Raw genomic sequence first — 22,320 nt, forward strand, 5'->3', positions numbered from 1 at the left:
GGGAGGGGCTAGAGCGTTAGTCCAGCGACTTCGACGCCTGCTCGAACATGTCCTTGCTCAACCCCGGAGTCGCGACGATCCGTTCGAGCTCGGCGCGCATCCGGGCGGCGCGGGCGGCGTCGAAACGCTTCCAGCGGCCAAGCGGCGGGATCAATTTGGCCGCGGTTTGCGGGTTGAGCTTGTCCAATGCGATCAGCTGGTCCGCGACGAAGCGATAGCCGCGGCCCGACGCGTCGTGGAAGGCGCGCTGGTTGACGCTGAACGCGCCGATCAGCGAGCGCGCGCGATTGGGATTGGAGAGCGTGAAGTCGCGGTGCGCGACCAGCCGCTCGACCATTTCCGCGGTGTCCTCGCGCGTCGACAGCGCCTGGGTCTGGAACCATTTGTCGAGGACGAGCCCGTTGCCGGCATAACGCTGGTAGAAGGCGTCGAGCGCCTGCTCGCGCAGCGGCGAATCGCCGTTGACGAGCGTGGTCAGCGCGCCCTGCCGGTCGGTCATGTTATCGGCGCCGCTGAACTGGTCGAACGCCAGCGTGTCGGCATCGGGCGCGCCGCTCGCCGCGATATAGCCGAGCGACACCGTCTTGAGCCGCCGCGCGCCCTTGGCGGCAGGCGAATATTCGAAGCGGTTGGCGAGGCTGCCTTCATAGGCCGCGCGCCATTCGCTCGCGAGTGCAGCGCCGAGGTCCCGGCGCAGCGCCTCGCGGGCGCGGAAGATCGCCTCGGGCTCGACCACCGCCATCTGGTCGCCGATGAAGCTGTCCGAGGGGAGCAGAACCGCCTCGGCGATAAAGGCGCGGTCGAGCCTGGCATCGGTCAGCGTGTTGCGCACCGCCTCGATCACGGCAGTGTGATCGGTGCCTTCGTTGGCCACCGAGGCCACGAGCGTGTCGAGCATCAGTTGCTGCATCGCCTCATAGCGCGCGAACGGATCGTCGTCGTGCGCCGAAAGGAAAGCGAGGTCTTTCGCGGTGCGGTTGGTCTCGACCACCACCGGCGCGGAAAACCCGCGATTGATCGACAGCACTGGCTGTTCGGCGAGATTCTCGAACACCATTTCGTGCGTCTCGTCTTCGAGCAGCACGAGCTGCTCGTCGGACACCGGCTTCCCGCTGATCGCGCCGAACAGCTTGAGCTTCAACGGCAGGACCATCGGCTCCTTGACCGGCTGGCCCGGGGTCGGCGGTACCATCTGGCGCAGCTGCAATCGCGCGCGGCCGCCCTCCTGCGCCAGCGTCGCCGAGACGCGCGGCGTGCCGGCCTGGGTGTACCAGCGGCGGAACCTGGTGAGATCGACCTCGCCGCCCTGCTCCATGCACTGGACGAAATCCTCGCAAGTCGCGGCGGTGCCGTCGAAGCGATCGAAGTACAGATCGGTCGCTGCGCGGAATTTCTTCGCTCCGAGGATCGTCGCCATCATCCGGATGACCTCGGCGCCCTTGTTGTAGATCGTCGCGGTGTAGAAGTTCGAGATCTCCATATATTCGTCGGGGCGCACCGGATGCGCGAGCGGACCGGCATCTTCCGGGAACTGGCTGGCGCGCAAGCCTCGGACATCCTCGATCCTCTTGACTGCGGCGCTGCCCTGATCGGCCGAGAAGCTCTGGTCGCGGAAGACCGTGAAGCCTTCCTTCAGCGAGAGCTGGAACCAGTCGCGGCAAGTGACGCGGTTGCCCGACCAGTTGTGGAAATATTCGTGCGCGACCACCGCGGCGATCGCGTCGTAATCATAGTCGGTGGCGGTGTCGGGATCGGCGAGGATGTAGCGGCTGTTGAAGACGTTCAGCCCCTTATTCTCCATCGCGCCGAAATTGAAATCGTCGACCGCGACGATGTTGAACACGTCGAGATCATATTCGCGGCCATAGACTTTCTCGTCCCACGCCATCGACAGCTTGAGCGCGTGGAGCGCGTGGTCGGTCTTGGGCAGATCAGGCGCGCGCACCCAGATGCCGAGCTGCACCTCGCGGCCCGACATCGTTATGAAGGTGCCGCGATTGGCGACGAGATCGCCCGCCACCAAGGCGAACAGATAGCTCGGCTTGGGAAAGGGATCGTGCCATTCGGCCCAGTGGCGGCCACCTTCCAGATCGCCCTGCGCGATCGGATCGCCGTTCGCCAGCAGCACCGGGAAGCGAACCTTGTCGGCGGTCAGCTTGACCTTGTACTTCGACAGCACGTCGGGGCGATCGGGGAAGAAGGTGATGCGGCGGAAACCCTCGGCCTCACACTGGGTGCAGAGGATCCCGCCCGAGGCATAGAGCCCCTGTAGCTGGGTGTTGCGCTCGGGCGCGATCTCGACTTCGGTCTCGATCTCGTGCGCGGCGCCGGTCAGCGGCACCACGAGGCTGGCGCCGTCCATGCTCCAATCCGAGACCTGGGCGCCATCGACCTTGACGCCGAGCGCAGTCAGCCCGTCGCCATCGAGGCGCAGCGGCCGGTCGTGCGTGCCGTTGCGCTCGACCCGCAAGGTCGTGCGAACGCGCGTCGCCGCGGGATCGAGGTCGAAATCCATCGCGATCTCGGGCACGCGCCAATCGGGCTCGCGATAATCCTCGCGGCGCGTCACTTTGGGCGCCTGGGTTGCGGTCTGAGCGTCTGCCATGATTGCCCGGATATAGGGTCAACCCGCCGCACCGCCACAACAAACTGCCGCTTGCCTATGAGTGGCGCGATGCTACCGATACGGCATTCCAGAGACACCGAGGTTTCTCCCTTATGCTTCGACTGACATCGCCGCTCGGCCTGATCGCGCTCGTCGCCACTTCGGCGATGGCGCAGGAGGCCCCTGCGCCCGCTCCGACCGCCGCCCAGAGCAACGCATTGCTCAATGCCGAGCTTCCCGCCGACCAGGCGGCGCTCAAGAGCCACATCATGTTCCTCGCGTCGGACCAGATGCGCGGCCGTGACGCAGGCAGTGCCGAATATGACATCGCCGCGCAGTACGTCGCGTCGCAATTCTACGAGCAGGGCCTGCGCCCGGCGGGCGACGAAGGCTCGTACCTCCAGAAGGTGCCGCTGATCAGCTACAAGCCCGCCGACAAGGGCAGCATGGCGCTCGCTGCCAAGGGCGGCCAGCCGGTGAGCCTCGTCTTCGGCGAGGATTATCTTCCCGCCGGCAACCCCGACAAGACCGCCTTCCAGCTCACCGCGCCAGTGGTGTTCGTCGGCTACGGCATCTCCGGGCTCGGCCGCGACGACTACAAGGGCGTCGACGTGAAGGGCAAGATCGTCGCCTTTTTCGGCGGCGCGCCGTCGAGCTTCCCGGCCGAGGAGCGCGCGCATTTCAGCAGCCCGGCGTCGAAGGCCGAAATCGCGATGAAGAAGGGCGCGGTCGGCTATATCACGCTCGAATCGCCGCGCGCCGGCCGCGGCAGTTATCCGTTCAAGACGATCGCGGCGAACTGGGACCGCGCGCGCTTCACCTGGGCCGAGGCCGACGGTTCGGGCCATATCCCGACGCCCACCGCCCCCGGTCTCGGCATGCTCAGCACTGCGGGCGCCGCCAAATTGTTCGAAGGCGCGAAGGTCAAGTGGGACGACGTCGCGAAGCTGTCGCAGGACGACGGCGCCACGTTCAAGGCGATACAGCTGCCGAGGACGCTGTCGGTGACGCTCAACACCGCCAATACCGCGATCACCAGCTACAATGTCGCGGGCCTGCTCCCCGGCAGCGATCCGGCGCTCGGCAAGGAAGTCGTCGTGCTCTCGGCGCATCTCGATCACGTCGGTGTCGGCAAGCCCGATGCCAAGGGCGACACGATCTACAACGGCGCGATGGACAATGCCGTCGGCATCGCTTCGCTGATCGAGGAGGCGCGCCGCTTCAAGGCATCGGGCAAGCCGCCGCGCCGTTCGGTGCTGTTCCTCGCGGTCACCGCCGAAGAGAAGGGGCTGATCGGCTCGGATTATTACGCGCACAATCCGACGGTGCCGAAGGCGAACCTGGTCGCCGACGTCAATCTCGACATGCCGATCATCACCTACAAGTTCGAGGACGTGACGCCGTTCGGCGCGGCGCATTCGACTCTGGGCGAGACGGTGGCGCGTGCCGCCGCGCAGATCGGCGTCGGCATGGGCGGCGATCCGCGCCCCGACGAAGCCTTCTTCGTCCGCTCGGACCATTATCGCTTCGTCCAGCAGGGCATCCCCTCGGTCTTCCTGTGGCCGGGCGAAAAGGGTCCGGGCAAGGCTGCGACCGATGCCTTCCTGAGCAGCCATTATCACCAGCCCTCGGACGATCTGGTCCAGCAGCCGGCGATCGATTGGGAATCGGGCGCGCGCTTCGTCGACGTGAACTATCGCATCGCCCGCGAGATCGCCGATGCCGATCAGAAGCCGATGTGGAAGAAGGGCGACTTTTTCGGCACCCTCTTCGGCGGACCGATGGAGAAGTGATGATGCGCAAGTCCCTGATCCTCCTCCCCCTGCTCTTCGCAGCCCCGGCACTTGCGCAGGACCTCACTCACGCCGAGGCGGCGCTCAAGGCGCATGTCGCCTTCCTCGCCTCGGATGCGATGCGCGGGCGCGACACGGGTTCGCCCGAGCTCGCCATCGCCGAGCAATATGTCGCGGCGCAGATGCTCGCGGCGGGGCTCGCGCCGGGCGGGCCGAACGGCACGTGGCTGCAGCCGGTGCCGCTCGTTTCGTTCAGGGGTGCCGATCACGGGACGCTGACGCTCACGCGCGGCACGACGGTGACACCGCTCGAATGGGGCAAGGACTTCGTCGCCCGCTCGAACGCCCGCGAGGCGAAGGTCGCGGTGTCGGGGCCGGTGGTGTTCGCCGGTTACGGCGTGACCGATCGCGCCACCGGCCATGACGATTACAAGGGCCTCGACGTGAAGGGGAAGATCGTCGCGATCCTGCGCGACGCCCCGCAATCGCTGCCCAGCGAAGTGCGCGCGCATCTCAGCCAGCCCGAAGAGCAGGCAAAGAACGCGGCGGAACATGGTGCCTCGGGCGTGATCCTGATCGAGGGCAACACCCGCCACGCGATCTTCCCGTTCGAGGCGAGCGTGGGGTATTGGAACAGCAACGGCATGACCTGGGCCGATCCCGACGGCCGCGCGCACAGCGAGGGGCCGAGCGCCCCTGCCTTCGCGTATGTCGGCATGGTCGGCGCCGAGAAATTGTTCGCCGGTTCGAAGACCAAATGGGCCGATGTCCTCGCCGCCGACAAGGCGGGCAAGAAACTCCCCACCGGCCCGCTCGGCGTCACCGCGGAGGGGACGGCGAACACCGAGATCAAGACGCTCTCCGCCAACAATGTCGTCGGCCTGCTCGAAGGTTCGGATCCGGCGCTCAAGGGCCAATATGTCGTGATCTCGGCGCATCTCGATCATGTCGGCGTCGGCAAGCCCGATGCGAAGGGCGACACGATCTACAACGGCGCGATGGACAATGCCGTCGGCACTGCGTCGATGCTCGAAGTGGCCAGGGCGTTCACGGCATCGGGCAAGCGCCCCCGCCGCTCGATCCTGTTCGTCGCGGTCACCGCTGAGGAGAAGGGGTTGGTCGGCTCCGACTATTTCGCCGCCAACCCGGTTGTGCCCAAGGGCAGCATCGTCGCCGACGTCAATCTCGACATGCCGGTGCTCACCTACAAGTTCGAGGATCTGGTGGTGTACGGCGCCGATCGCACCAGCATCGGCCCGACGGTGGCGGCGGTCGCCAAGGCCGAGGGGCTGGCGCTCACCCCCGATCCCGCACCCGAGCAAGCCAGCTTCGTGCGTTCGGACCATTACAGCTTCGTCCGCGCGGGCATTCCGGCGGTGTCGCTCGAGCCCGGCCCCGCCGGTCCCGGCAAGGCCGCGGTCGAGGAATTCGGCGAGAAACATTATCACCAGCCTTCGGACGAAGTGACCTTGATCGATTTCGGCCAGGGCGTGCGCTTCGTGAAGCTCAATTACGCGATCGCCCGCGCGCTGGCGGATGCCGATCAGCGTCCCTTGTGGAACAAGGGCGATTTCTTCGGAACACTGTACGGAGGCCCCGGCGCGAAGTAGGCGCCGACCAGCCCCTCCCGGCGGGGAGAGCCCTGAGGAGTTTCGATGTTGCGTAGCCTGCTCCTTCTCCCCCTGATCCTGCTGGCGCCGCTCGCCCAGGCGCAGCAGCTTCCGCCCGATCAGGCGGCGCTCGAGGCGCATGTCCGGTTCCTCGCCGCCGACGCGCTGCGCGGGCGCGAGGCGGGGACGCACGAATACGACATCGCCGCGCAATATGTCGCCGCGCAGATGCTCGGTGCCGGATTGAAGCCTGCCGGGGAGGACGGCTGGCTCCAGTCGGTCGGGCTCGTCACCTATCGGCCTGCCGCCAAAGCGAAATGGACGCTCACCCGCGGCGGCGCGGCGATCCCGCTCCAGTTCGGGATCGACTTCGTCAACTCCGGCATCCCGACCACGCCCGATTTCGCGGCGGCGGGACAGGTCGTCTTCGCGGGCTACGGGCTCGTCTATCCCGAGGGCAAGCGTGACGATTATCGAGGGCTCGACGTGCGCGGCAAGATCGTCGCGATCTATGCCGGGGTGCCTGAAGGCCTGCCGGGCGAAGTTGCGGCGCATCTGGGAGACGACGACCAGAAGGCGCGGCTGGCGCAGGCGCGCGGCGCCAAGGCAGTGATCATCGTGGAATCGCTCGAACGGCGCGCCGAATTCCCGCTCGAGGCGATGGCGCCTTATTACGATTATGAGCGCACCACCTGGGTCGGGCCCGATGGCAAGGCGCACATCATCGCGCCCGGCGCGCCGGTGGTCGGCACGGTCGGCCAGGCAGGCGCCGAGAAATTGTTCGCCGGTTCGCGGATCAAATGGCGCGACGTGCTCGCCGCCGATCGCCGCGGCATTCGGATGCCCAGCGGGCCGCTGGTTGGCACGCTCAGGGTAGCGGCCAGCACCCGCGTCGCCACCACGCGCAGCAGCAACGTCGTCGGCGTGCTCGAAGGCTCGGATCCAGCGCTCAGGAACCAATATGTCGTGGTCTCGGCACATCTCGATCATGTCGGGGTGGGCGAGCCCGAAAAGGGCGACGACATCTATAACGGCGCGATGGACAATGCCGCGGGCGTCGCGACGATGCTCGAAGTGGCGCGCGCGTTCGAGGCATCGGGCAAGCGTCCGCGCCGCTCGATCCTGTTCGTCGCGCTGACTGCCGAAGAGAAGGGGCTGGTCGGCTCGGACTATTTCGCCGCGCACCCCGGGGTGCCCGCCGGAGGCACGCTCGTCGCCGACATCAATCTCGACATGCCGATCCTCACCTTCGCGATGCAGGACATGGTCGTGCTGGGCGGCGAACGCTCGAGCCTCGGCGCGACTTATGCGGCGGCGGCTGCCGCGGAGGGACTCAAGGTCGTGCCCGATCCCGCGCCCGAAGAGATGTTCTTCGTCCGCTCGGACCATTACAGCTTCGTCCAGGCGGGTATTCCCGCGGTCTCGGTCGACAGCGGTCCCGGCGGGCCCGGCGAGGCGGCGCAGCGGGACTTCCTCGCCAATCACTACCACAAGCCTTCGGACGACATCACCTTGCCGATCGATTGGGCGGCGGCGGCGAAGTTCACGCGCGTCAACTACGCCGCCGCACGCGCGCTCGCCGATGACGATGCGCGGCCGAGCTGGAACAAAGGCGATTTCTTCGGAGTCCAGTTCGGCGGTTACGGTGCGAAGTGAACACAACCGTCACCCCGGCCGAAGTGCCGGGGTCCACCACGCAACTGGGCGAGAAGCACAGGTCGCTTGCCCTTCCCGCGCGGGTAAATGGACCCCCGCACTTCGGCCCGGGTGACGAGGTGATGAGAGCGCCATGCGCCTCCTGATCTTCGGTCTTGGCTATACCGGAACTGCGCTGGCGCAGCACCTCGCGCAACGTGATTCGCGCATCGCCACAGTCACGCGCGAAGGCCGTGACGACAGCATCGCGTTCGCCGACACCGATCGCGTCGCCTTCGAAATCGCCCACGCCACGCACATCGTCTCTACCGTCGCGCCCGATGAGACCGATCCGATCCTCGCCGCCTACGGCCCGCAGCTTGCCACCGCGCGCGGCTGGCTCGGCTATCTCTCCTCGACCGGAGTCTATGGCGACACGCGCGGCGCGTGGGTGGATGAAACCGCGCCCACCGGCACCGGCCGTCGCGCCGCGCGTGCCGAAGCCGATGCAGCCTGGCTGGCGCTCGGTGCACGCGTGTTCCGGCTGCCCGGCATCTACGGGCCCGGCCGCTCGCCGTTGGAGCGCGCCGCGCGCGGCGAGGCAGCGCGGATCCTAGTGCCCGGCCAGGTCTTCAGCCGCATCCATCTCGCCGACATCCTCTCGGGCATCACGGCGGGTTTCGACGCGCCCCGGGGTGCCTACAACCTCGCCGACGATCTGCCCGCGCCGCAGAGCCACGTCGTCGCCTACGCCTGTGCGCTGCTCGGCATCGCGCCGCCGCCACTGGTGCCGCTCGAAGCCGCGAACCTCAGCCCGCAGGCCCGGGCTTTTTATTCGGAGAACCGCCGCGTCGCGAATGGCAAGGCGAAGCGCGTGCTGCGTTGGCGGCCGCTTTTCCCGGATTACCGGTTGGGCCTGCGCGCCTTGAGCGCCAGCACCAGCCCGACGATCACCAGCACCGCGCCCGACACGGCGAGCAGCGACCAGCGATAGCCTTCGAAGATCGTCGAGAGCAGCATGGCGATCACCGGGATCAGCACGCTGGTATAGGCCGCCTTGGCCGGGCCGATCGTGCGGATCAGCTGGAAATAGATGGTGAAGGCGAGCGCCGAACCGAACACGCCGAGATAGAGCGTCCCCGCGACATAGCCCCAGCGCGGTTCGATCACCGGCGGCCCGACGGTCGCCCACGCCCAGACCGCGTCGATCGCCGCGCCGGTCAGCATCGCCCAGCCGAGCGTCGTCGCCATCGGATAGGCTTTGGCGGTCTTCATCGCCTGCATGACATTGGCGACCGAAGCCGAGAGCACGCCCAACAGGGCGATGCCGATGCCGATCATCGCCTGTTCGGGCCCCGCGTCGCTCAGCCGCGCCTCGTGGAGGAACAGCAAGGCCACCCCGGCCATCGCCACCGCCGATCCGATCAGCAATTGACGTCCCATCAGCTGGCCGAGGAAGATCCGCGCGAGGATCGCGTTGGGCACCAGCAGCAAAGCATAGACGATCGCCACCACGCCCGAGGTGATGTGCTGCTCGGCGCGGTAGACGAAGTTGAAGTTGAGCACGAACTGCGCGAATCCCAAGGCGATCGCGAAGGCCCAGCCGCGCAGGTCGAGCCGCAGCGAATCGCGCCGCAGCAGCGCCCAGCCGAGGATCACGATCCCCGCGATCGTGAAGCGATAGGTTACCGACCAGCTCGGCGGTACCATGGCGAGCTGGTCGCGGATCACGATCCAGGTCGATCCCCAGATCAATGTCACCACGAGGAACGGGAGCAGCACGACGAGGTGCGCCGAGCGCGGTGGAACCGGCTCGACCGGCGGCTCGATGATCGGCGCCTTGTAGGAGGTGAACCGTCTCACAGCTTCGCGATGGCCTCCGCCAGGGGCCGGATCGCGTCCTCGCTCTGGTCCCAGGACGTCACCAGCCGGATTTCGCCGGGTGCCCAGTCGTAGAAATCGAAGCCCAATGCGCGCAGCGACGCGGCCTCGTCTGGACTGGCCTTGAGGAACACTTCATTGGCCTCGACCAGATGGACCAGCCGGTCGCCGGCGGCGTCGGCGAGCAGTCGCGCGCCTGCGTTTGCGGCGCGCGCATTCGCCAGCCACAGATCGCCGTCGAGCATCGCGAGCAGCTGCGCCGCGAGATAGCGGCCCTTGGAGAGCAGCAATCCCGCGCGCTTGCGGCGATAGAGCGTCGCGTCGGCGAGCTCGGGCTTGAAGAAGATCAGTGCCTCGGCGCTCATCCCGCCATTCTTGACGAAGCCGAAGCTCAGCACATCGACGCCCGCCCGCCACGTCACGTCGGCCGGAGCGCAGCCGAGATGCGCCACCGCATTTGCAAAGCGCGCACCGTCCATATGCAAACCAAGCCCGCGCGCCTTTGCCATGTCGCCGATCGCGGCGACCTGATCGGGGGTGTAGACGAGGCCATATTCGCTCGCATTGGTGATCGAGATTGCGTGCGGCTGGACCCAGTGGACGCCGCTCTGGACACGATCCAGCACTGCCATGATGCTTTCCGGCGTGACCTTCGCGCCAATGCCCTCGGCCAGTGCGAGCTTGGCGCCGTGGGTATAGAATTCGGGCGCGCCGCATTCGTCGTTCTGGATATGCGCGTCGCGGTGGCAGACCACGCTGCCGTGCGGCGGGCAGAGCGCGGCGAGCGCCAGCGCATTGGCCGAGGTCCCCGAGGGGACCCAGAGCGCGCGCACCGGCGTGCCGAACAGATCCGAGAAGGCGCCGTCGAGCTGCTGCGACCAGCGATCGCCGTCATAGGCGGTGTCGACTATATTCACCCGGGCCAGTGCCTCCAGCACCTGGTTGCAGACCGGGGCGGCATTGTCGGAGAAGAAGCGCATGCGGCTGCCATCGCGGCCCCCGCGCTTCAGGTCAATTCCCTCTATTCCTCGTTGCGTTCGTCGGTGCCGCGCGGCGGCGGGCCCGGCTGGTCTCCCGGAATCCCTTCATCGTCGGGCGGCATCCGGTCGCGCGAGGGTGCCACCTCGGTCTCGATGCCGGAGCCTTCGACGAAATCACCGACGGCGTTGAACACGTCGTCCAGCGTCATCTCGTTGTCGAGTTCGTCCTCGACCACCGGGGCCGGCGGCAGCGAGACGCCCAATGCGCGGACCATGAAGTCGCGCCATACCCGCGCCGGGATGCCGCTGCCCGACAGGCCCGGGCTCGGCGAATTGTCGTCGTTGCCGATCCACACCGCTGCGACCAGATCGCCGGCATAGCCGATGAACCAGGCGTCGCGATTGTCCTGCGTCGTCCCGGTCTTGCCGAAGGCGGGGATCGACAACGCGGCGCTGCGCCCGGTGCCCGAAGTCACCACCGATCCCAGCAGCGAGCGCATGTCGTCGAGCTCGCCGCTGCGGAAAGGCGTCGCCGAGCCTAGCCGCGCCGCCAGCCAGTCGTCGGCGGATTCGGCGTCGTCGAGCCCGCGCGGGCGCACCGGATAGCTCCCGTTCGCCACTGCGGCATAGGCTGCGGTCAGTTCGAGCAGCGACACCGTCGAGGTGCCCAGCCCGATCGAGACGTCACTGGCGATCGGCGTCGAAATGCCCAGGTCGCGCGCGGCGCGAGTCACCTTGGCCACGCCGATCTCGTTGGTCAGCCGCGCGGCCACCACGTTGCTCGACTTGGCGAAGGCCTGGCGCAGCGTGATCTTGCCGGCATAACGCCCATTGCTGTTGGTCGGCGACCAATCGCCGATCGTCACCGGGGAATCGTCGACGATGCTGTCGGGAGTCATCCCCGAACGCAGCGCCGCCAGATAGACGAACAGCTTGAAGGTCGATCCCGGCTGGCGCCGCGCCTGGGTCGCGCGGTTGAACGGGCTGTCGCGATAACTCCTGCCGCCGACCATCGCGACGACGCGCCCGTCGGGCCGCATCGCCACCAGTGCGATCTGGGTATTCCTCAGGCCGGCCCCACGCACTGCGCGTTCGGCCGCGGCCTGGATGTTGGTCTCCAGCGTGGTCTTGACGGTCTGCTCGGTCGCCACGCCGCCGGCGCGATCGCGTGCCTCGGGGAGCACCCAGTCGGCGAAATAGGTGCCGTTGGGCAGTTCCTTCTCCTTGCTCACCCGGAGCACCGCCGGTCGCACCCGCGCGGCCTCGTCCTTGTCGAGCAGCCCCGCCGCGACCATCGCGCCGATCACCAGTTTCTGCCGCTCGCGCGCGCCCTTGAGGTTCCCCGTCGGCGCCAGCCGGCTCGGCGCCTTGACGAGCCCCGCGAGCAGAGTCGCCTGGCTCAGCGTCAATTGCTCGGGCTCGATGCTGAAATAATGCTGCGCGGCGGCGCGCAGGCCATAGACGTTGTCGCCGAAATAGACGTTCGAGAGATAGCGCGAGAGGATCTCGTCCTTGGTCAGCCACGCCTCGAGCCAGAAGGCGATCATCACTTCGCGCAGTTTCCGCGTCACCGTCCGGTCGGAGGTCAGGAACGCGTTCTTGGCGAGCTGCTGGGTGATCGTGCTGCCGCCCTGCGATCCGCCGCTGCTGGTCGCATTGTGGAGGAAGGCGCGCAGGATGCCGCGCGGATCGACGCCCATATGGCCGAAGAAGCGCCGGTCCTCGATCGCGATGAACGCGCCGGCGACGTGCTTGGGCAATTTGGTGACGTCGACCGGTGCGGCGATGTCCGCCCCGCGCCGCGCGATCGGCTTGCCCTCGGCCGAGAGCAAAGTGATCGACGGCGGTGCCGGCGGCTGGAGCGACTTGGACAAGGGCGCGGTCAGCGCGAGCCAGGCGACCGCGAGCACGAACAACAGGATGAACCCGGCAATGCCCCAGCTCACCCAGCGCCAGCGGAAGCGGAAGCGCCTGGCGGGAACGGGGAGGTTCGGCGTCTCGCCTTCGCCGGAAGGCGGTCCGCCTTCGGGCGGCGGCGGAGGTGGAGGCGTCGCGGCACGCCAGAACGGGTCGGGCGTCAGTCCCGGCAGCGGCGTTGGGGGCGCGACCGGACCAACCTTCACATCCAGCGGGGCGGGATCGGCGCGCGAGGGCCGCCACGCGCGGACCGGTGCCGCCGCCGAGTCCTCGCCGGTTTCAGCAGGTCGCCGTAGCGGAAAGCGGACATCGCCGGAGCCGGGTTCGCGGGCCATCAGGGCCTCTTATCGCCCTCAGGCCATTGGGAAAAGCACAACGCCACGGTGTGTTGTTATTATAAGACAGCTCGCGAGGCAAGTTTGGAAATGTGCAGGTGTTCCCGCCTCAGGCCTCCAGCTCGACATCCCAGTAGAGCCAGTCGCGCCAGGTCTGGTGAAGGTAGTTGGGCGGAAAGCGCCGGCCATGCTCCTGGAGCTGCCAGCTGGTCGGGCGGATCGGCTCGATATGGAGCGGCATCGCGGCCTGTTTCGGGGTGCGCCCGCCCTTTTTGAGGTTGCACGGCGCGCAGGCGGTGGCGACATTCTCCCAGGTGGTGCGCCCGCCCTGGGCCCGGGGGATGACATGGTCGAAGGTGAGGTCGCGCTGGGTCCCGCAATATTGGCAGGAGAACTTGTCGCGGAGGAACAGGTTGAAGCGCGTGAAGGCAGGGAATTGGGAAGGTCTGACATATTGTTTGAGCGCGATGACCGAAGGAAGCTTCAGCCTCGCGCTGGGACTTCGGACCTCGCGTTCATAGAAGGAGACCACGTCGACCCGGTCGAGGAACAATGCCTTGATCGCGGTCTGCCACGGCCACACGCTGAGCGGATAATAGCTCAGCGGCGTGTAATCGGCGTTGAGCACGAGCGCGGGGCAACTGTCCGGATGGCGGATCAGATCGGGATGGTACATGCGCTCCCTCACCCGTTTTGCTCGGTCAGCACTCCCTGGCGGGGAATGGTGACGGGCACATGACAGCATATGCCGCGACTCGCGGTCAAGGGCCGGTTTGATGGTTATCCACACGCGATTCGCGCCGAGCCCGACCGGGCGGCTCCATCTCGGCCACGCATATTCGGCGATCCAAGCGCATGATTTCGCGCGGGCGCAAAGCGGGCGTTTCAGCCTGCGCATCGAGGATATCGACGGCACCCGCAGCCGGCCCGAACATGTCGAGGCGGTGCTCCGCGATCTCGAATGGCTGGGGCTGGCGTGGGACGGGGAGGTGACGTTCCAGTCGCAGCGGCTGGAACTGTATCAGGCTGCGCTCGATCGGCTGAAAGCGATGGATTTGCTCTATCCGTGCTTCTGCACCCGCGCCGATATCGCCGCGAGCCTGTCGGCGCCGCATGGACCCGAGGGCGCGATCTACCCCGGGACCTGCCGGGGACTCGACGCGCCCGACCTGTCGCGACCGCACAGCTGGCGGCTGGATGTGGAGCGCGCCCTGAAATTCCCTCTCCCCTTGTGGGAGAGGGAGCTTTATTGGCACGATGCCTTTGCCGGCTGGATCCGCGCCGATCCGCTGTCGCATGGCGACGTGATCCTCGCACGCAAGGATGCGCCGGCCAGCTATCACCTCGCGGTCACCGTCGACGACGCCGCGCAGGGTATCACCCATATCGTTCGCGGTATGGACCTGTTCGCCGCCACGCATGTCCACCGCCTGCTCCAGGCGCTGCTCGACTTGCCCACTCCCGAATATCGCCACCACCCGCTGTTGCTCGGCCCCGACGGCACGCGCCTCGCCAAGCGCCACGGCGCGCCGAGCCTCGAGGCGATGCGTCTGGCGGGCGAGGACGGGCGCGCGCTCGCCGATCGGCTGCGTCAGGGTTTGCTCCCGGTTGGATTCGCCTCGGCAAAGGCGTAGACCCGCGTCATGACCTTCTTCCTCGCCGTCCTGCTCATCGCCGCCATGCTCGCGGTCGTCTTCGTCCTCATCAAGGGGCTGGTGAACATGGCGCAGACCACCACCAAGGATCTGGAAGGCGAGGGGCCCAGCGATCGCGCGCTCAAGTCGAACAAGCTGATGCAGCAGCGCATCCTGCTACAGGGCGTGGCGATCGCGATCATCGCGTTGCTGCTGCTGATTCTTTCGGCCAAGGGCTGACCGGCACGCCGCTCAACCGTTCAGGATAATCAGGCACCACGCCAGCGCGATCAGCATCAGGCCGATCAGCACCGCCAGTCCAAGGTCGAGCAACCGCGGGCGGCGCATCCCCTTTCAGAGAAATCCGAGGTGCGTCACCGTCGATTGATGGAGCGGATTCTTGAACCTGAGCCCGACCACGCCTTCGCGCGACCAGACCACCGTCGCCGGCATCGGCGAGAGGTGTGCGATCGCCACCCACACTTCGTCACTTTCGTGCAGGCCCCAGGTGAAGACCTTGCAGCCCTCGGCCGAGACGTCGGCGACTTCGCCCTTGATCCGGCGTACTTCGCCGCTCGCGCGGATCGTCGCCGTCAGGGCGGTGGGCGTGCGCGGAGTCGTGCGCCGATCGGCCAGCGCGAAGCGGTCGATGGGTGCGTCGTCGGTTCCGTGATCAATCGGGTTCATGCGGATTTCCCCTGTCTGACGGGATACGCCGTCAGCGGTTTACATGCAGTGCCCAAACGGGGTTAGCGGCGCATAAAATCGCAGCGGGCCGCGGCGCGGAACAGGAAGCCCGACACCAGCCACATGCCGACGAAGAATATCGCGATTCCCACCGGCAGATCCATGCGCGCGATCAGCGCGACCGCGCTCACCAGCAATTGCGCGAAGGCCGTCGCGAACAGCGCACGCGCCATTCCTTCCGCCTGCAGCCGCGCGACAAAGGCGCCAGCGATCGCGATGGCAAGGACGCCGAAGAACGCCAGATTGGCGGGATTGCCCTCGTTGCCGATGATGCCGACGGCAAGGTTGCTCCAGACGATCAGGAACCCCGTCGCGAGCGCGACGCCGACCGCGGCGCGATACGCCGCATTGCCTGTCATCCGCACCACCAGTTCATAGGCCACGCCGACGCTGCCGATCAGCAGAATCGCGAACACGAAGTCGGACAGGGTCCACGCCACTTCGTCGGTGAACCGCATCGCGATCAGCGGCAGCAGGATCAGTGCCACGGCGGTGCCCCAGCCCGCCACGCGCCATAGGTTCACGTGACGATTTACGTCTGCAGTCATGGTTTCGTCTCCGATATTTGATCGGTCGATACCTAGACCGGGCGGGGGTGAGCGGCATGAGCGAGGCGTGAGGATTTCCTGAGCAATGCGCCGGGCTTCCGCACCGGCTGCTCCGGGCGTAGGACAGGCGCGGATGGTAAAGCTCAACAAGATCTACACGCGCACCGGTGACGACGGCACCACGGGGCTGGTCGATGGATCGCGCGTGTCCAAGGCCGATCCGCGCATGGCGGCGATCGGCGATGTCGACGAGGCCAATAGCGCGATCGGCGTGGCGCGCGCGGCGCTGGGTCCCGGCAGCGTCAGCGAAATGCTCGCGCGCATCCAGAACGACCTGTTCGATCTCGGCGCCGATCTCGCCACGCCGGTCGAAATCGAAGGTGCGCTGCGCATCGTGCCGGCGCAGATCGAGTGGCTCGAGGAACGCATCGATCATTTGAACGGCGCGCTCGATCCGCTGACCAGCTTCATCCTCCCCGCCGGCGAGCCGGCCGCGGCGGCGCTCCACCTCGCACGCGCGGTCGTCCGTCGCGCTGAGCGGACAATCGTCGCCGCTGCGGCGCAGAGGGTGTTGTCTCCGGCTACGACCACCTATCTAAATCGCCTGTCCGATCTGCTGTTCGTCGCCGCACGCGCAATGAACCGGAACGGGGCCGGCGACGTTTTATGGGTGCCGGGCGCCTCGCGCTGACGCAGTTTGTTTCGGGTTGACGCTACGGCGTGCCCGACGTACTGGGAACATTATGAGAACGGAGCGCGATGTAAACCCGGCTTCCTCCGCACTCGCGTCGCGTTTCGTCGCGGTTCGGGCGCTCAGCGCCGATCTCGTCGCGCCGCTTTCGGATGCCGATGCGACGATCCAGTCGATGGACGATGCGTCGCCCGCCAAATGGCATCTCGCCCACACGACCTGGTTTTTCGAGACGTTCGTGCTGCGCGATCATGTGCCGGGTTACCGGCTGTTCGACGAACGCTGGCCGTTCCTGTTCAACAGCTATTACGAGGCCGAGGGTGCCCGCCATGCACGGCCGCGCCGGGGGATGCTGTCGCGGCCGTCGCTCGACGAGATCCTGCGCTATCGCGCCGCGGTGGACGCGGCGTTGCTGGCGGCGCTCCCCGATCTTTCCGACGTGGCGCGGACCCTGGTCGATCTCGGCTGCCATCATGAGGAGCAGCACCAGGAACTCCTGCTCACCGACATCCTTCACCATTTCTCGGTAAATCCCCTGGAATCAGCTATTTGGCCCGGGGACCCCAAGGTCCCCGTCGCCTTGCCGGGCCCGATCGCCTGGCTCGAGGGCCGCACCGGCACGGTCGAGATCGGCGCATATGCGCAATCTTCGCAAAGTTTCGCCTTCGATTGCGAAGGCCCGCGCCACACCCAGCTTCTCCACCCGCACGCACTCGCCGACCGCACCGTGACCAACGGCGAATGGGCCGCCTTCATCGCCGATGGCGGTTATCGTGACCCGCGCCACTGGCTGTCCGACGGCTGGGCGTGGGCGCAGGCCGAAGGCGTGGTTGCCCCGCTCTACTGGGAGCAGCGTGACGGCGTCTGGACCCGTTTCGGTCTCGATGGCCGCCGCCCGATCGACTCCGCCGCGCCGGTCACGCATGTCAGCTTTTTCGAGGCCGACGCTTACGCCAGCTGGGCCGGCGCGCGGCTGCCGACCGAATTCGAATGGGAAGCCGCGGCGAGCGGGCATGACCCGTTGTCGGGCAACCAGCTCGATGCGGCGGGGGCCGTGGAGCCGCGTCCGTCGGCGGGCGGCCCCGCTTTCTTCGGCGATGTCTGGGAATGGACCGGCAGCGCCTTTCGTCCCTATCCGGGCTTCCGCGCAGCCGAGGGCGCAGTCGGCGAATATAACGGCAAGTTCATGAGCGGGCAGTTCGTGCTGCGCGGCGGCAGCTGCGCCACGCCGCGCGGGCATGTCCGTGCGAGCTACCGCAACTTCTTCTATCCACACCAGCGCTGGCAGTTCACCGGCGTACGCCTGGCCAAGGATCTGTAGCAATGCTCAAGCAGGAGCCCCAGGACGGCGAGCAGAGTCTCGCCGATCCCAATTTCCGCGCCGATGTGCTGAGCGGCCTTGGCGGGCAGCCGCGCGCGATTCCCGCGCGGTGGTTCTACGATCGCCGCGGTTCGGAGCTGTTCGAGGCGATCACCGATCTCCCCGAATACTATCCCACCCGCACCGAGACTGCGTTGCTGATGCAGATCGGTCCCCAGCTCGGCGCGCTCGCCGCGCCCAATGCCGCGGTGGTCGAGTTCGGGTCGGGTTCCTCGACCAAGACGCCGATCCTGCTCCGCGCGATCGATCCCGCCGCTTATGTGCCGATCGATATCTCGGGCGAGTTCCTGCGCCATTCGGCGGATGCGCTGTCGCAGGCCTTTCCGGGCTTGCCGGTGCACCCCGTAGAGGCCGATTTCCTGCGGCCGGTTCCGCTTCCAGTTCAGGTCGCCCGTCTGCCCAAGCTGGGCTTTTTTCCCGGCTCGACGATCGGCAATATGAATGCCTTCCACGCAGTCGATCTGCTCCGCGCGATGCGCGAATGGCTGGGGGAAGGCGCGCGACTGCTGATCGGGATGGACCGGATCAAGTCGCCCGATATCCTCGTACCCGCTTATGACGACGCGCAGGGCGTCACCGCCGCGTTCAACCTCAATCTGCTCGAGCGGATCAATCGCGAGCTTGCCGGTACGATCTCGGTCGATGCCTTCCGCCACCGCGCGCTCTGGAACGCGGACGCAGCGCGGATCGAGATGCATCTCGAAGCGCAGCGCGACATGGAGTTCACTGTCGACGGCCGTACGTTCGCGATGGATGCGGGTGAGACGATCCACACCGAGAACAGCCACAAATACGGCCCCAATGGCGCTCGCATGCTGCTGCGCGCCGGCGGCTGGACGCCGATCCGCGAATGGACCGATCCGCAGGACTGGTTCGCATTGGTGCTGTGCGAGGCGCAGCCGTTGCGGATGGCGCCCTAACGGGCCGGCACCGCCTCGGCCTTCCAGGTGCGCAGCCAGTTCATCGAGCCGCGGCACTCGCCCATCGCCCGCGCTTCCACCAGCCGGAACATCGCGCCGTCCCAGACATAGGTTTCAGAGGCGCCGCAATCGCCGATCCCGCGGCCCTTTGTATAGCTGCCGAGCTCGGCTTTGGCGGGATCGAAATCCGCGTTGACCAAAGTCGCGATGCCTTCGGCCTCGGTCCAGCCAGGCACCTGATCGAAGCGCGCGACCACCGCCTTGCCCTTCTCGATCACGAAAGGGAGGCTCGAGAAATTATACGCGCCGCTGCCGCACGGGATCAGCGCGAGCGTCTTGCCGCCGCCGAGCGCCCACGTCTCGACCTTCGGCTTCTCGCCCTCGCCGCCTTCATACACCGAATCGCAGTCGGATTGCTTGCCCATCGCGCTGCGCAGCGCCGATGAAAACGCCGCCGGCTTGCCCGTCGGCCGCACGAAGGTCACGCGCGGTGCAGGTGGCACAGGCGACACTGCGCTCGCGGGCTTTGGGCCCTTGGCGACCAGCGCCGTCGTGGTTCCCGCCCGGCCCTGCCCGGCGTCGAAATAGCGCAAAGTCGCCGAAAGGCCCTTGAGCGAAGCCTGGCTCAGCACCTTGCCGCCGCCACGGAGCACCATCGCCTGCCCCTTGAGCATGGCGTCGGCCAATTGCGCGGCCTGCGCTCCGGTCAGGACCAGGCTGGCCGCGGTGAGATTTCCGGTCAGCACCGTCTTCCCGTCGACTTCGATCCGCCAGCTTCCGCGATATTCGGCGTCGGGAGAAATCTCGATCGCCAGCGCCCCCGCCGGCCCGCCCTCGCGGGTGATTGCGATCTGCGGCACATTGTCGAGATTCTCGTCGGCCATCAGCGATGCCGCCTCACAGAATCGCAGATTGTCGCAGGCGACCGCCCAGTCGCCGAACGACTTGACTTCGGAAGGGGCGGGTGCGGTCTGTGCCGCGGCGAGGAGCGCGAGGATCAGCATGGCATCGGTCTAGCCGAAGCGCTTCCACGGCGGTAGGTGGCGCGAAAGGAGACGGGCGATGCAGACCATAGGCGTGATCGGTGCGGGGCAGATGGGCGCGGGGATCGCGCAGGTGTCGGCGCAGGCGGGCTACGCCGTCCTTCTCTCCGACATGGATTTAGCCCGCGCCGAAGCGGGCAAGGCGGGGATCGGCAAACAGCTCGCCCGGCTGGTCGAGAAGGAAAAGATCGCCACCGCCGATGCCGAAGCCGCGCTGGGCCGGATTCAGCCGGTCGCCGATGTCTCCGCCATGGCGCCGTGCGAGCTCGTGATCGAGGCCGCGACCGAGCGCGAGGCGATCAAGCGGACGATCTTCGAGACCGTCGGCAAAATGCTGGGCCCGGACGCGATCCTTGCCAGCAACACCTCGTCGATCCCGATCACGCGGCTCGCGCAAGCCGCACCCGATCCCGCTCGCTTCATGGGCGTCCACTTCTTCAATCCCGTCCCCGTGATGGGCCTGATCGAGCTGATCCGCGGGCTGGCCACGTCGGACGCTACCGTCGCCGCGGTCGAGAAGTTCGGCCAGTCGCTCGGCAAGCGCATCGTCCACGCCAACGACGCGCCCGGCTTCATCGTCAATCGCGTGCTGATGCCGATGCTCAACGAGGCTTGCTTCGCATTGGGCGAGGGCGTCGCGACGATTCCGGACATCGACGCCGCCTGCCAGCTCGGACTCAATCACCCGATGGGCCCGTTCACGCTCGCCGACTTCATCGGGCTCGACACCTGCCTCGAAATCACGCGTGTGCTGTTCGAAGGCACCGGCGATCCCAAGTTCCGCCCTGCGCCGTTGCTGGTGAAGTACGTCGAGGCCGGCTGGTACGGCCGCAAGACCAAACGCGGTTTCTACGATTATACCGGCGCCGAGCCGGTGCCGACACGATGAGCCCCGACGCACTCGTCGCGCTCGGGCGGGTCCTGCTCGCGAGCCTCTTCGTCGTCGGCGGCATCCGCCATTTCTGGATCCTGCCGCCGGTGACCGAGGCGCTGCGCGCCCGCGGCCTGCCGTGGCCGCGCCTCGCGCTGATCGTCGCGTCGCTGTTCGAAGTCGGTGCGGGACTGTTGCTCGCGCTCGGGCTGTTCGTCTTCTGGGCGGCGCTCGGGCTCGTCGGCTTCACGATCGTCGCCGGGCTGCTGCTGCTCAATTTCTGGGATCAGCAGGGCGAGCAGCGCGCCGCCTCGATCATGTCCTGGCGGTCGAACATCGCGCTGATCGGCGGCCTGATCGTCGCAGCGGCGAGCGCCTAGGGCAGCAGCAACCCCGCCAGCGCCGCCGACATCAGGTTCGCGAGGCTCCCCGCGATCAGCGCGCGGATGCCGAGCTTGGCGATCATCGGCCGCTGGTTGGGAGCGAGGCTGCCGGTGGCCGCCATCTGGATCGCGATCGAGCTGAAATTGGCGAAGCCGCAGAGCGCGAAGGTGATGATCGCCACGGTGCGCGGGGCGAGGTCCTTCATCTCGCCCAGCTGGATGAACGCGACGAACTCGTTGAGCACGACCTTGGTGCCGAACAACCCGCCCGCCTGCACCGCCTCGTGCCACGAGATGCCGAGCAGGAACATCACCGGCGCGAAGATCGTGCCGATGATCTTCTGGAAGCTCAGATCGGCGAGCGGCTGCGCCCAGGCGGCGTTGCCGCTGACCTGGACGATCCAGTTGCCGAAGCCGCCGAGCAGCCCGTTGGCGAGCGCCACCAGTGCCACGAAGGCGAGCACCATCGCGCCCACGGCGACTGCGATCTTGACGCCGGTCGAGGCGCCGGTCGCCGCCGCCATGATCAGGTTTGCGGCGCGCTCCTCCTCGAGGTCGTGCTCGGCGACCTTGATCAGTTCGTCCTCGGCAGCGTCGCCCAGCGGCAGCTCGCCGTTCGCCGGGGCGATATCGTCGGGCATGATGATCTTGGCCATCAGCAGTCCGCCCGGCGCCGCCATGAACGATGCGGCGAGCAAATAGGGGAGCGCCTGCGGCCCGAGCAGGCTGGCATAGGCTGCGAGGATCGTCCCCGCGACGCCGGCCATGCCGACGGTCATCACCGCGAAGAGCTGCGAGGGCGTGAGCCGCGCAAGATAGGGCCGGATCACCAACGGCGATTCGCTCTGGCCGACGAAGATGTTGGCGGCGGCGCACAGGGATTCGACCTTGGTCGTCCCCACCACCTTCTCGATCGCGCCACCGATCCAGCGGATCACGAACTGCATCACGCCGAGATGGTAGAGGATCGAAACCAGAGCGGCGAAGAAGATGATCACCGGCAGCGCCGCGATCGCGAAGCTCTGGCCGCCCAATTCGGGCTTGGCCAGCGGGCCGAACAGGAAGCTGGTGCCCGCGCCGGCATAGCCGAGCAGCGCCGAGACCCCGTTCGAGAGCCCGTGCAGTGCCGCCTGTCCCCAACTGGTACGCAGCACGAGCACGGCGACGCCGGCCTGCAGCGCGAACGCCGCGCCGACCACCCGCAACTGGATCCCCCGCTTGTTGCTCGAAAGAAGCCAGGCGATACCGAGGATCGCCACGACGCCGAAAATGCCAATCGGAAACTGATTCATGCCGCTTGCGCGCCCCCCGGGCCGGCCCCGAATTTGGCCAGCGAAAGCGGGAGC

The 22,320-nt window shown here is 67.1% G+C and carries 20 protein-coding genes; 11 read left to right on the forward strand and 9 right to left on the reverse strand.

Annotated features, from left to right (window positions below):
- Window positions 1–16 precede the first annotated feature (16 nt).
- Window positions 17–2,605, reverse strand: a complete 2,589-nt coding sequence (pepN, locus tag BR78_RS0116835) for an aminopeptidase N (RefSeq protein ID WP_029937187.1) — start codon at window positions 2,603–2,605, stop codon at window positions 17–19.
- A 113-nt stretch (window positions 2,606–2,718) separates the two neighbouring features.
- On the opposite strand from pepN, the gene BR78_RS0116840 reads away from it, so the two are divergent.
- From BR78_RS0116840 to BR78_RS0116855, 4 genes are all read left to right on the forward strand, one after another.
- Window positions 2,719–4,398, forward strand: coding sequence for a M28 family metallopeptidase (locus BR78_RS0116840; RefSeq protein ID WP_025561201.1), 1,680 nt, complete (start codon window positions 2,719–2,721; stop codon window positions 4,396–4,398).
- On the forward strand, window positions 4,398–6,008 hold the full coding sequence (locus BR78_RS0116845; protein ID WP_081855835.1) for a M28 family metallopeptidase: 1,611 nt from the start codon (window positions 4,398–4,400) through the stop codon (window positions 6,006–6,008). The genes BR78_RS0116840 and BR78_RS0116845 overlap by 1 nt, the downstream gene beginning before the upstream one ends.
- Window positions 6,009–6,053: 45 nt before the next feature.
- Window positions 6,054–7,664, forward strand: a complete 1,611-nt coding sequence (locus tag BR78_RS0116850; protein WP_029937189.1) for a M20/M25/M40 family metallo-hydrolase — start codon at window positions 6,054–6,056, stop codon at window positions 7,662–7,664.
- 133 nt (window positions 7,665–7,797) lie between these two features.
- Entirely contained in the window at window positions 7,798–8,637 is an 840-nt protein-coding gene (locus BR78_RS0116855) for an epimerase (protein ID WP_029937190.1), read from the forward strand.
- Here the strand turns inward: BR78_RS0116855 and BR78_RS0116860 are convergent.
- The 4 genes from BR78_RS0116860 to BR78_RS0116875 all read right to left on the reverse strand — a co-directional run bounded on the left by BR78_RS0116860 (window position 8,547) and on the right by BR78_RS0116875 (window position 13,432).
- Window positions 8,547–9,506 carry a DMT family transporter gene (locus tag BR78_RS0116860; protein ID WP_231478296.1) on the reverse strand — a complete coding sequence of 320 codons (960 nt, stop codon included), beginning with the start codon at window positions 9,504–9,506 and terminating at the stop codon, window positions 8,547–8,549. The two genes, BR78_RS0116855 and BR78_RS0116860, sit on opposite strands and share 91 nt — an antisense overlap.
- Window positions 9,503–10,504 carry a threonine aldolase family protein gene (locus tag BR78_RS0116865; RefSeq protein WP_029937192.1) on the reverse strand — a complete coding sequence of 334 codons (1,002 nt, stop codon included), beginning with the start codon at window positions 10,502–10,504 and terminating at the stop codon, window positions 9,503–9,505. The genes BR78_RS0116860 and BR78_RS0116865 overlap by 4 nt, the downstream gene beginning before the upstream one ends.
- Before the next feature lie 41 nt (window positions 10,505–10,545).
- Entirely contained in the window at window positions 10,546–12,756 is a 2,211-nt protein-coding gene (locus BR78_RS0116870; protein WP_025560880.1) for a transglycosylase domain-containing protein, read from the reverse strand.
- A gap of 109 nt (window positions 12,757–12,865) precedes the next feature.
- A complete protein-coding gene (locus BR78_RS0116875) occupies window positions 12,866–13,432 on the reverse strand; it encodes an HNH endonuclease (protein WP_025560879.1) in 567 nt (188 codons plus the stop codon).
- Window positions 13,433–13,532: 100 nt separating this feature from the next.
- On the opposite strand from BR78_RS0116875, the gene gluQRS reads away from it, so the two are divergent.
- Window positions 13,533–14,390 carry a tRNA glutamyl-Q(34) synthetase GluQRS gene (gene gluQRS, locus BR78_RS0116880; protein WP_025560878.1) on the forward strand — a complete coding sequence of 286 codons (858 nt, stop codon included), beginning with the start codon at window positions 13,533–13,535 and terminating at the stop codon, window positions 14,388–14,390.
- 9 nt (window positions 14,391–14,399) lie between these two features.
- Window positions 14,400–14,630 carry a twin transmembrane helix small protein gene (locus BR78_RS0116885; protein ID WP_025560877.1) on the forward strand — a complete coding sequence of 77 codons (231 nt, stop codon included), beginning with the start codon at window positions 14,400–14,402 and terminating at the stop codon, window positions 14,628–14,630.
- A 114-nt stretch (window positions 14,631–14,744) separates the two neighbouring features.
- On the opposite strand, the gene BR78_RS0116895 is transcribed toward BR78_RS0116885, so the two are convergent.
- Window positions 14,745–15,077 carry a PilZ domain-containing protein gene (locus BR78_RS0116895; RefSeq protein ID WP_025560875.1) on the reverse strand — a complete coding sequence of 111 codons (333 nt, stop codon included), beginning with the start codon at window positions 15,075–15,077 and terminating at the stop codon, window positions 14,745–14,747.
- 62 nt (window positions 15,078–15,139) lie between these two features.
- Window positions 15,140–15,685 carry a hypothetical protein gene (locus BR78_RS0116900; protein ID WP_029725462.1) on the reverse strand — a complete coding sequence of 182 codons (546 nt, stop codon included), beginning with the start codon at window positions 15,683–15,685 and terminating at the stop codon, window positions 15,140–15,142.
- A 133-nt stretch (window positions 15,686–15,818) separates the two neighbouring features.
- Between BR78_RS0116900 and BR78_RS0116905 the strand changes: the two genes are divergently transcribed.
- Genes BR78_RS0116905 through egtD form a run of 3 tightly spaced genes read left to right on the forward strand, consistent with a single transcriptional unit; the run spans window position 15,819 to window position 18,677 of the window.
- Window positions 15,819–16,376 (forward strand): cob(I)yrinic acid a,c-diamide adenosyltransferase, encoded by a 558-nt coding sequence (locus BR78_RS0116905; protein WP_025560872.1) that lies wholly within the window; start codon window positions 15,819–15,821, stop codon window positions 16,374–16,376.
- 52 nt (window positions 16,377–16,428) lie between these two features.
- Complete coding sequence (egtB, locus tag BR78_RS0116910) at window positions 16,429–17,697, forward strand: ergothioneine biosynthesis protein EgtB (RefSeq protein ID WP_025560871.1); 1,269 nt, start codon at window positions 16,429–16,431, stop codon at window positions 17,695–17,697.
- Between the two features lie 2 nt (window positions 17,698–17,699).
- A complete protein-coding gene (gene egtD, locus BR78_RS0116915) occupies window positions 17,700–18,677 on the forward strand; it encodes an L-histidine N(alpha)-methyltransferase (protein WP_025560870.1) in 978 nt (325 codons plus the stop codon).
- Here the strand turns inward: egtD and BR78_RS0116920 are convergent.
- Complete coding sequence (locus BR78_RS0116920) at window positions 18,674–19,681, reverse strand: DUF1176 domain-containing protein (protein WP_049811567.1); 1,008 nt, start codon at window positions 19,679–19,681, stop codon at window positions 18,674–18,676. The two genes, egtD and BR78_RS0116920, sit on opposite strands and share 4 nt — an antisense overlap.
- Window positions 19,682–19,739: 58 nt before the next feature.
- Here BR78_RS0116920 and BR78_RS0116925 point away from each other — a divergent pair, with 58 nt between their 5' ends.
- Both BR78_RS0116925 and BR78_RS0116930 read left to right on the forward strand, forming a co-directional pair.
- The gene (locus tag BR78_RS0116925; RefSeq protein ID WP_025560869.1) at window positions 19,740–20,609 is read left to right on the forward strand and encodes a 3-hydroxyacyl-CoA dehydrogenase NAD-binding domain-containing protein; all 870 of its coding nucleotides are present in this window, start codon (window positions 19,740–19,742) and stop codon (window positions 20,607–20,609) included.
- The gene (locus tag BR78_RS0116930; RefSeq protein WP_025560868.1) at window positions 20,606–20,971 is read left to right on the forward strand and encodes a DoxX family protein; all 366 of its coding nucleotides are present in this window, start codon (window positions 20,606–20,608) and stop codon (window positions 20,969–20,971) included. The genes BR78_RS0116925 and BR78_RS0116930 overlap by 4 nt, the downstream gene beginning before the upstream one ends.
- Here the strand turns inward: BR78_RS0116930 and BR78_RS0116935 are convergent.
- A complete protein-coding gene (locus tag BR78_RS0116935; protein ID WP_025560867.1) occupies window positions 20,968–22,266 on the reverse strand; it encodes a NupC/NupG family nucleoside CNT transporter in 1,299 nt (432 codons plus the stop codon). The genes BR78_RS0116930 and BR78_RS0116935 overlap by 4 nt on opposite strands.
- Window positions 22,267–22,320 lie beyond the last annotated feature (54 nt).

It is taken from the genome of Sphingomonas sp. UNC305MFCol5.2 (genome assembly GCF_000712135.1).
Classification (GTDB): Bacteria; Pseudomonadota; Alphaproteobacteria; order Sphingomonadales; family Sphingomonadaceae; genus Sphingomonas.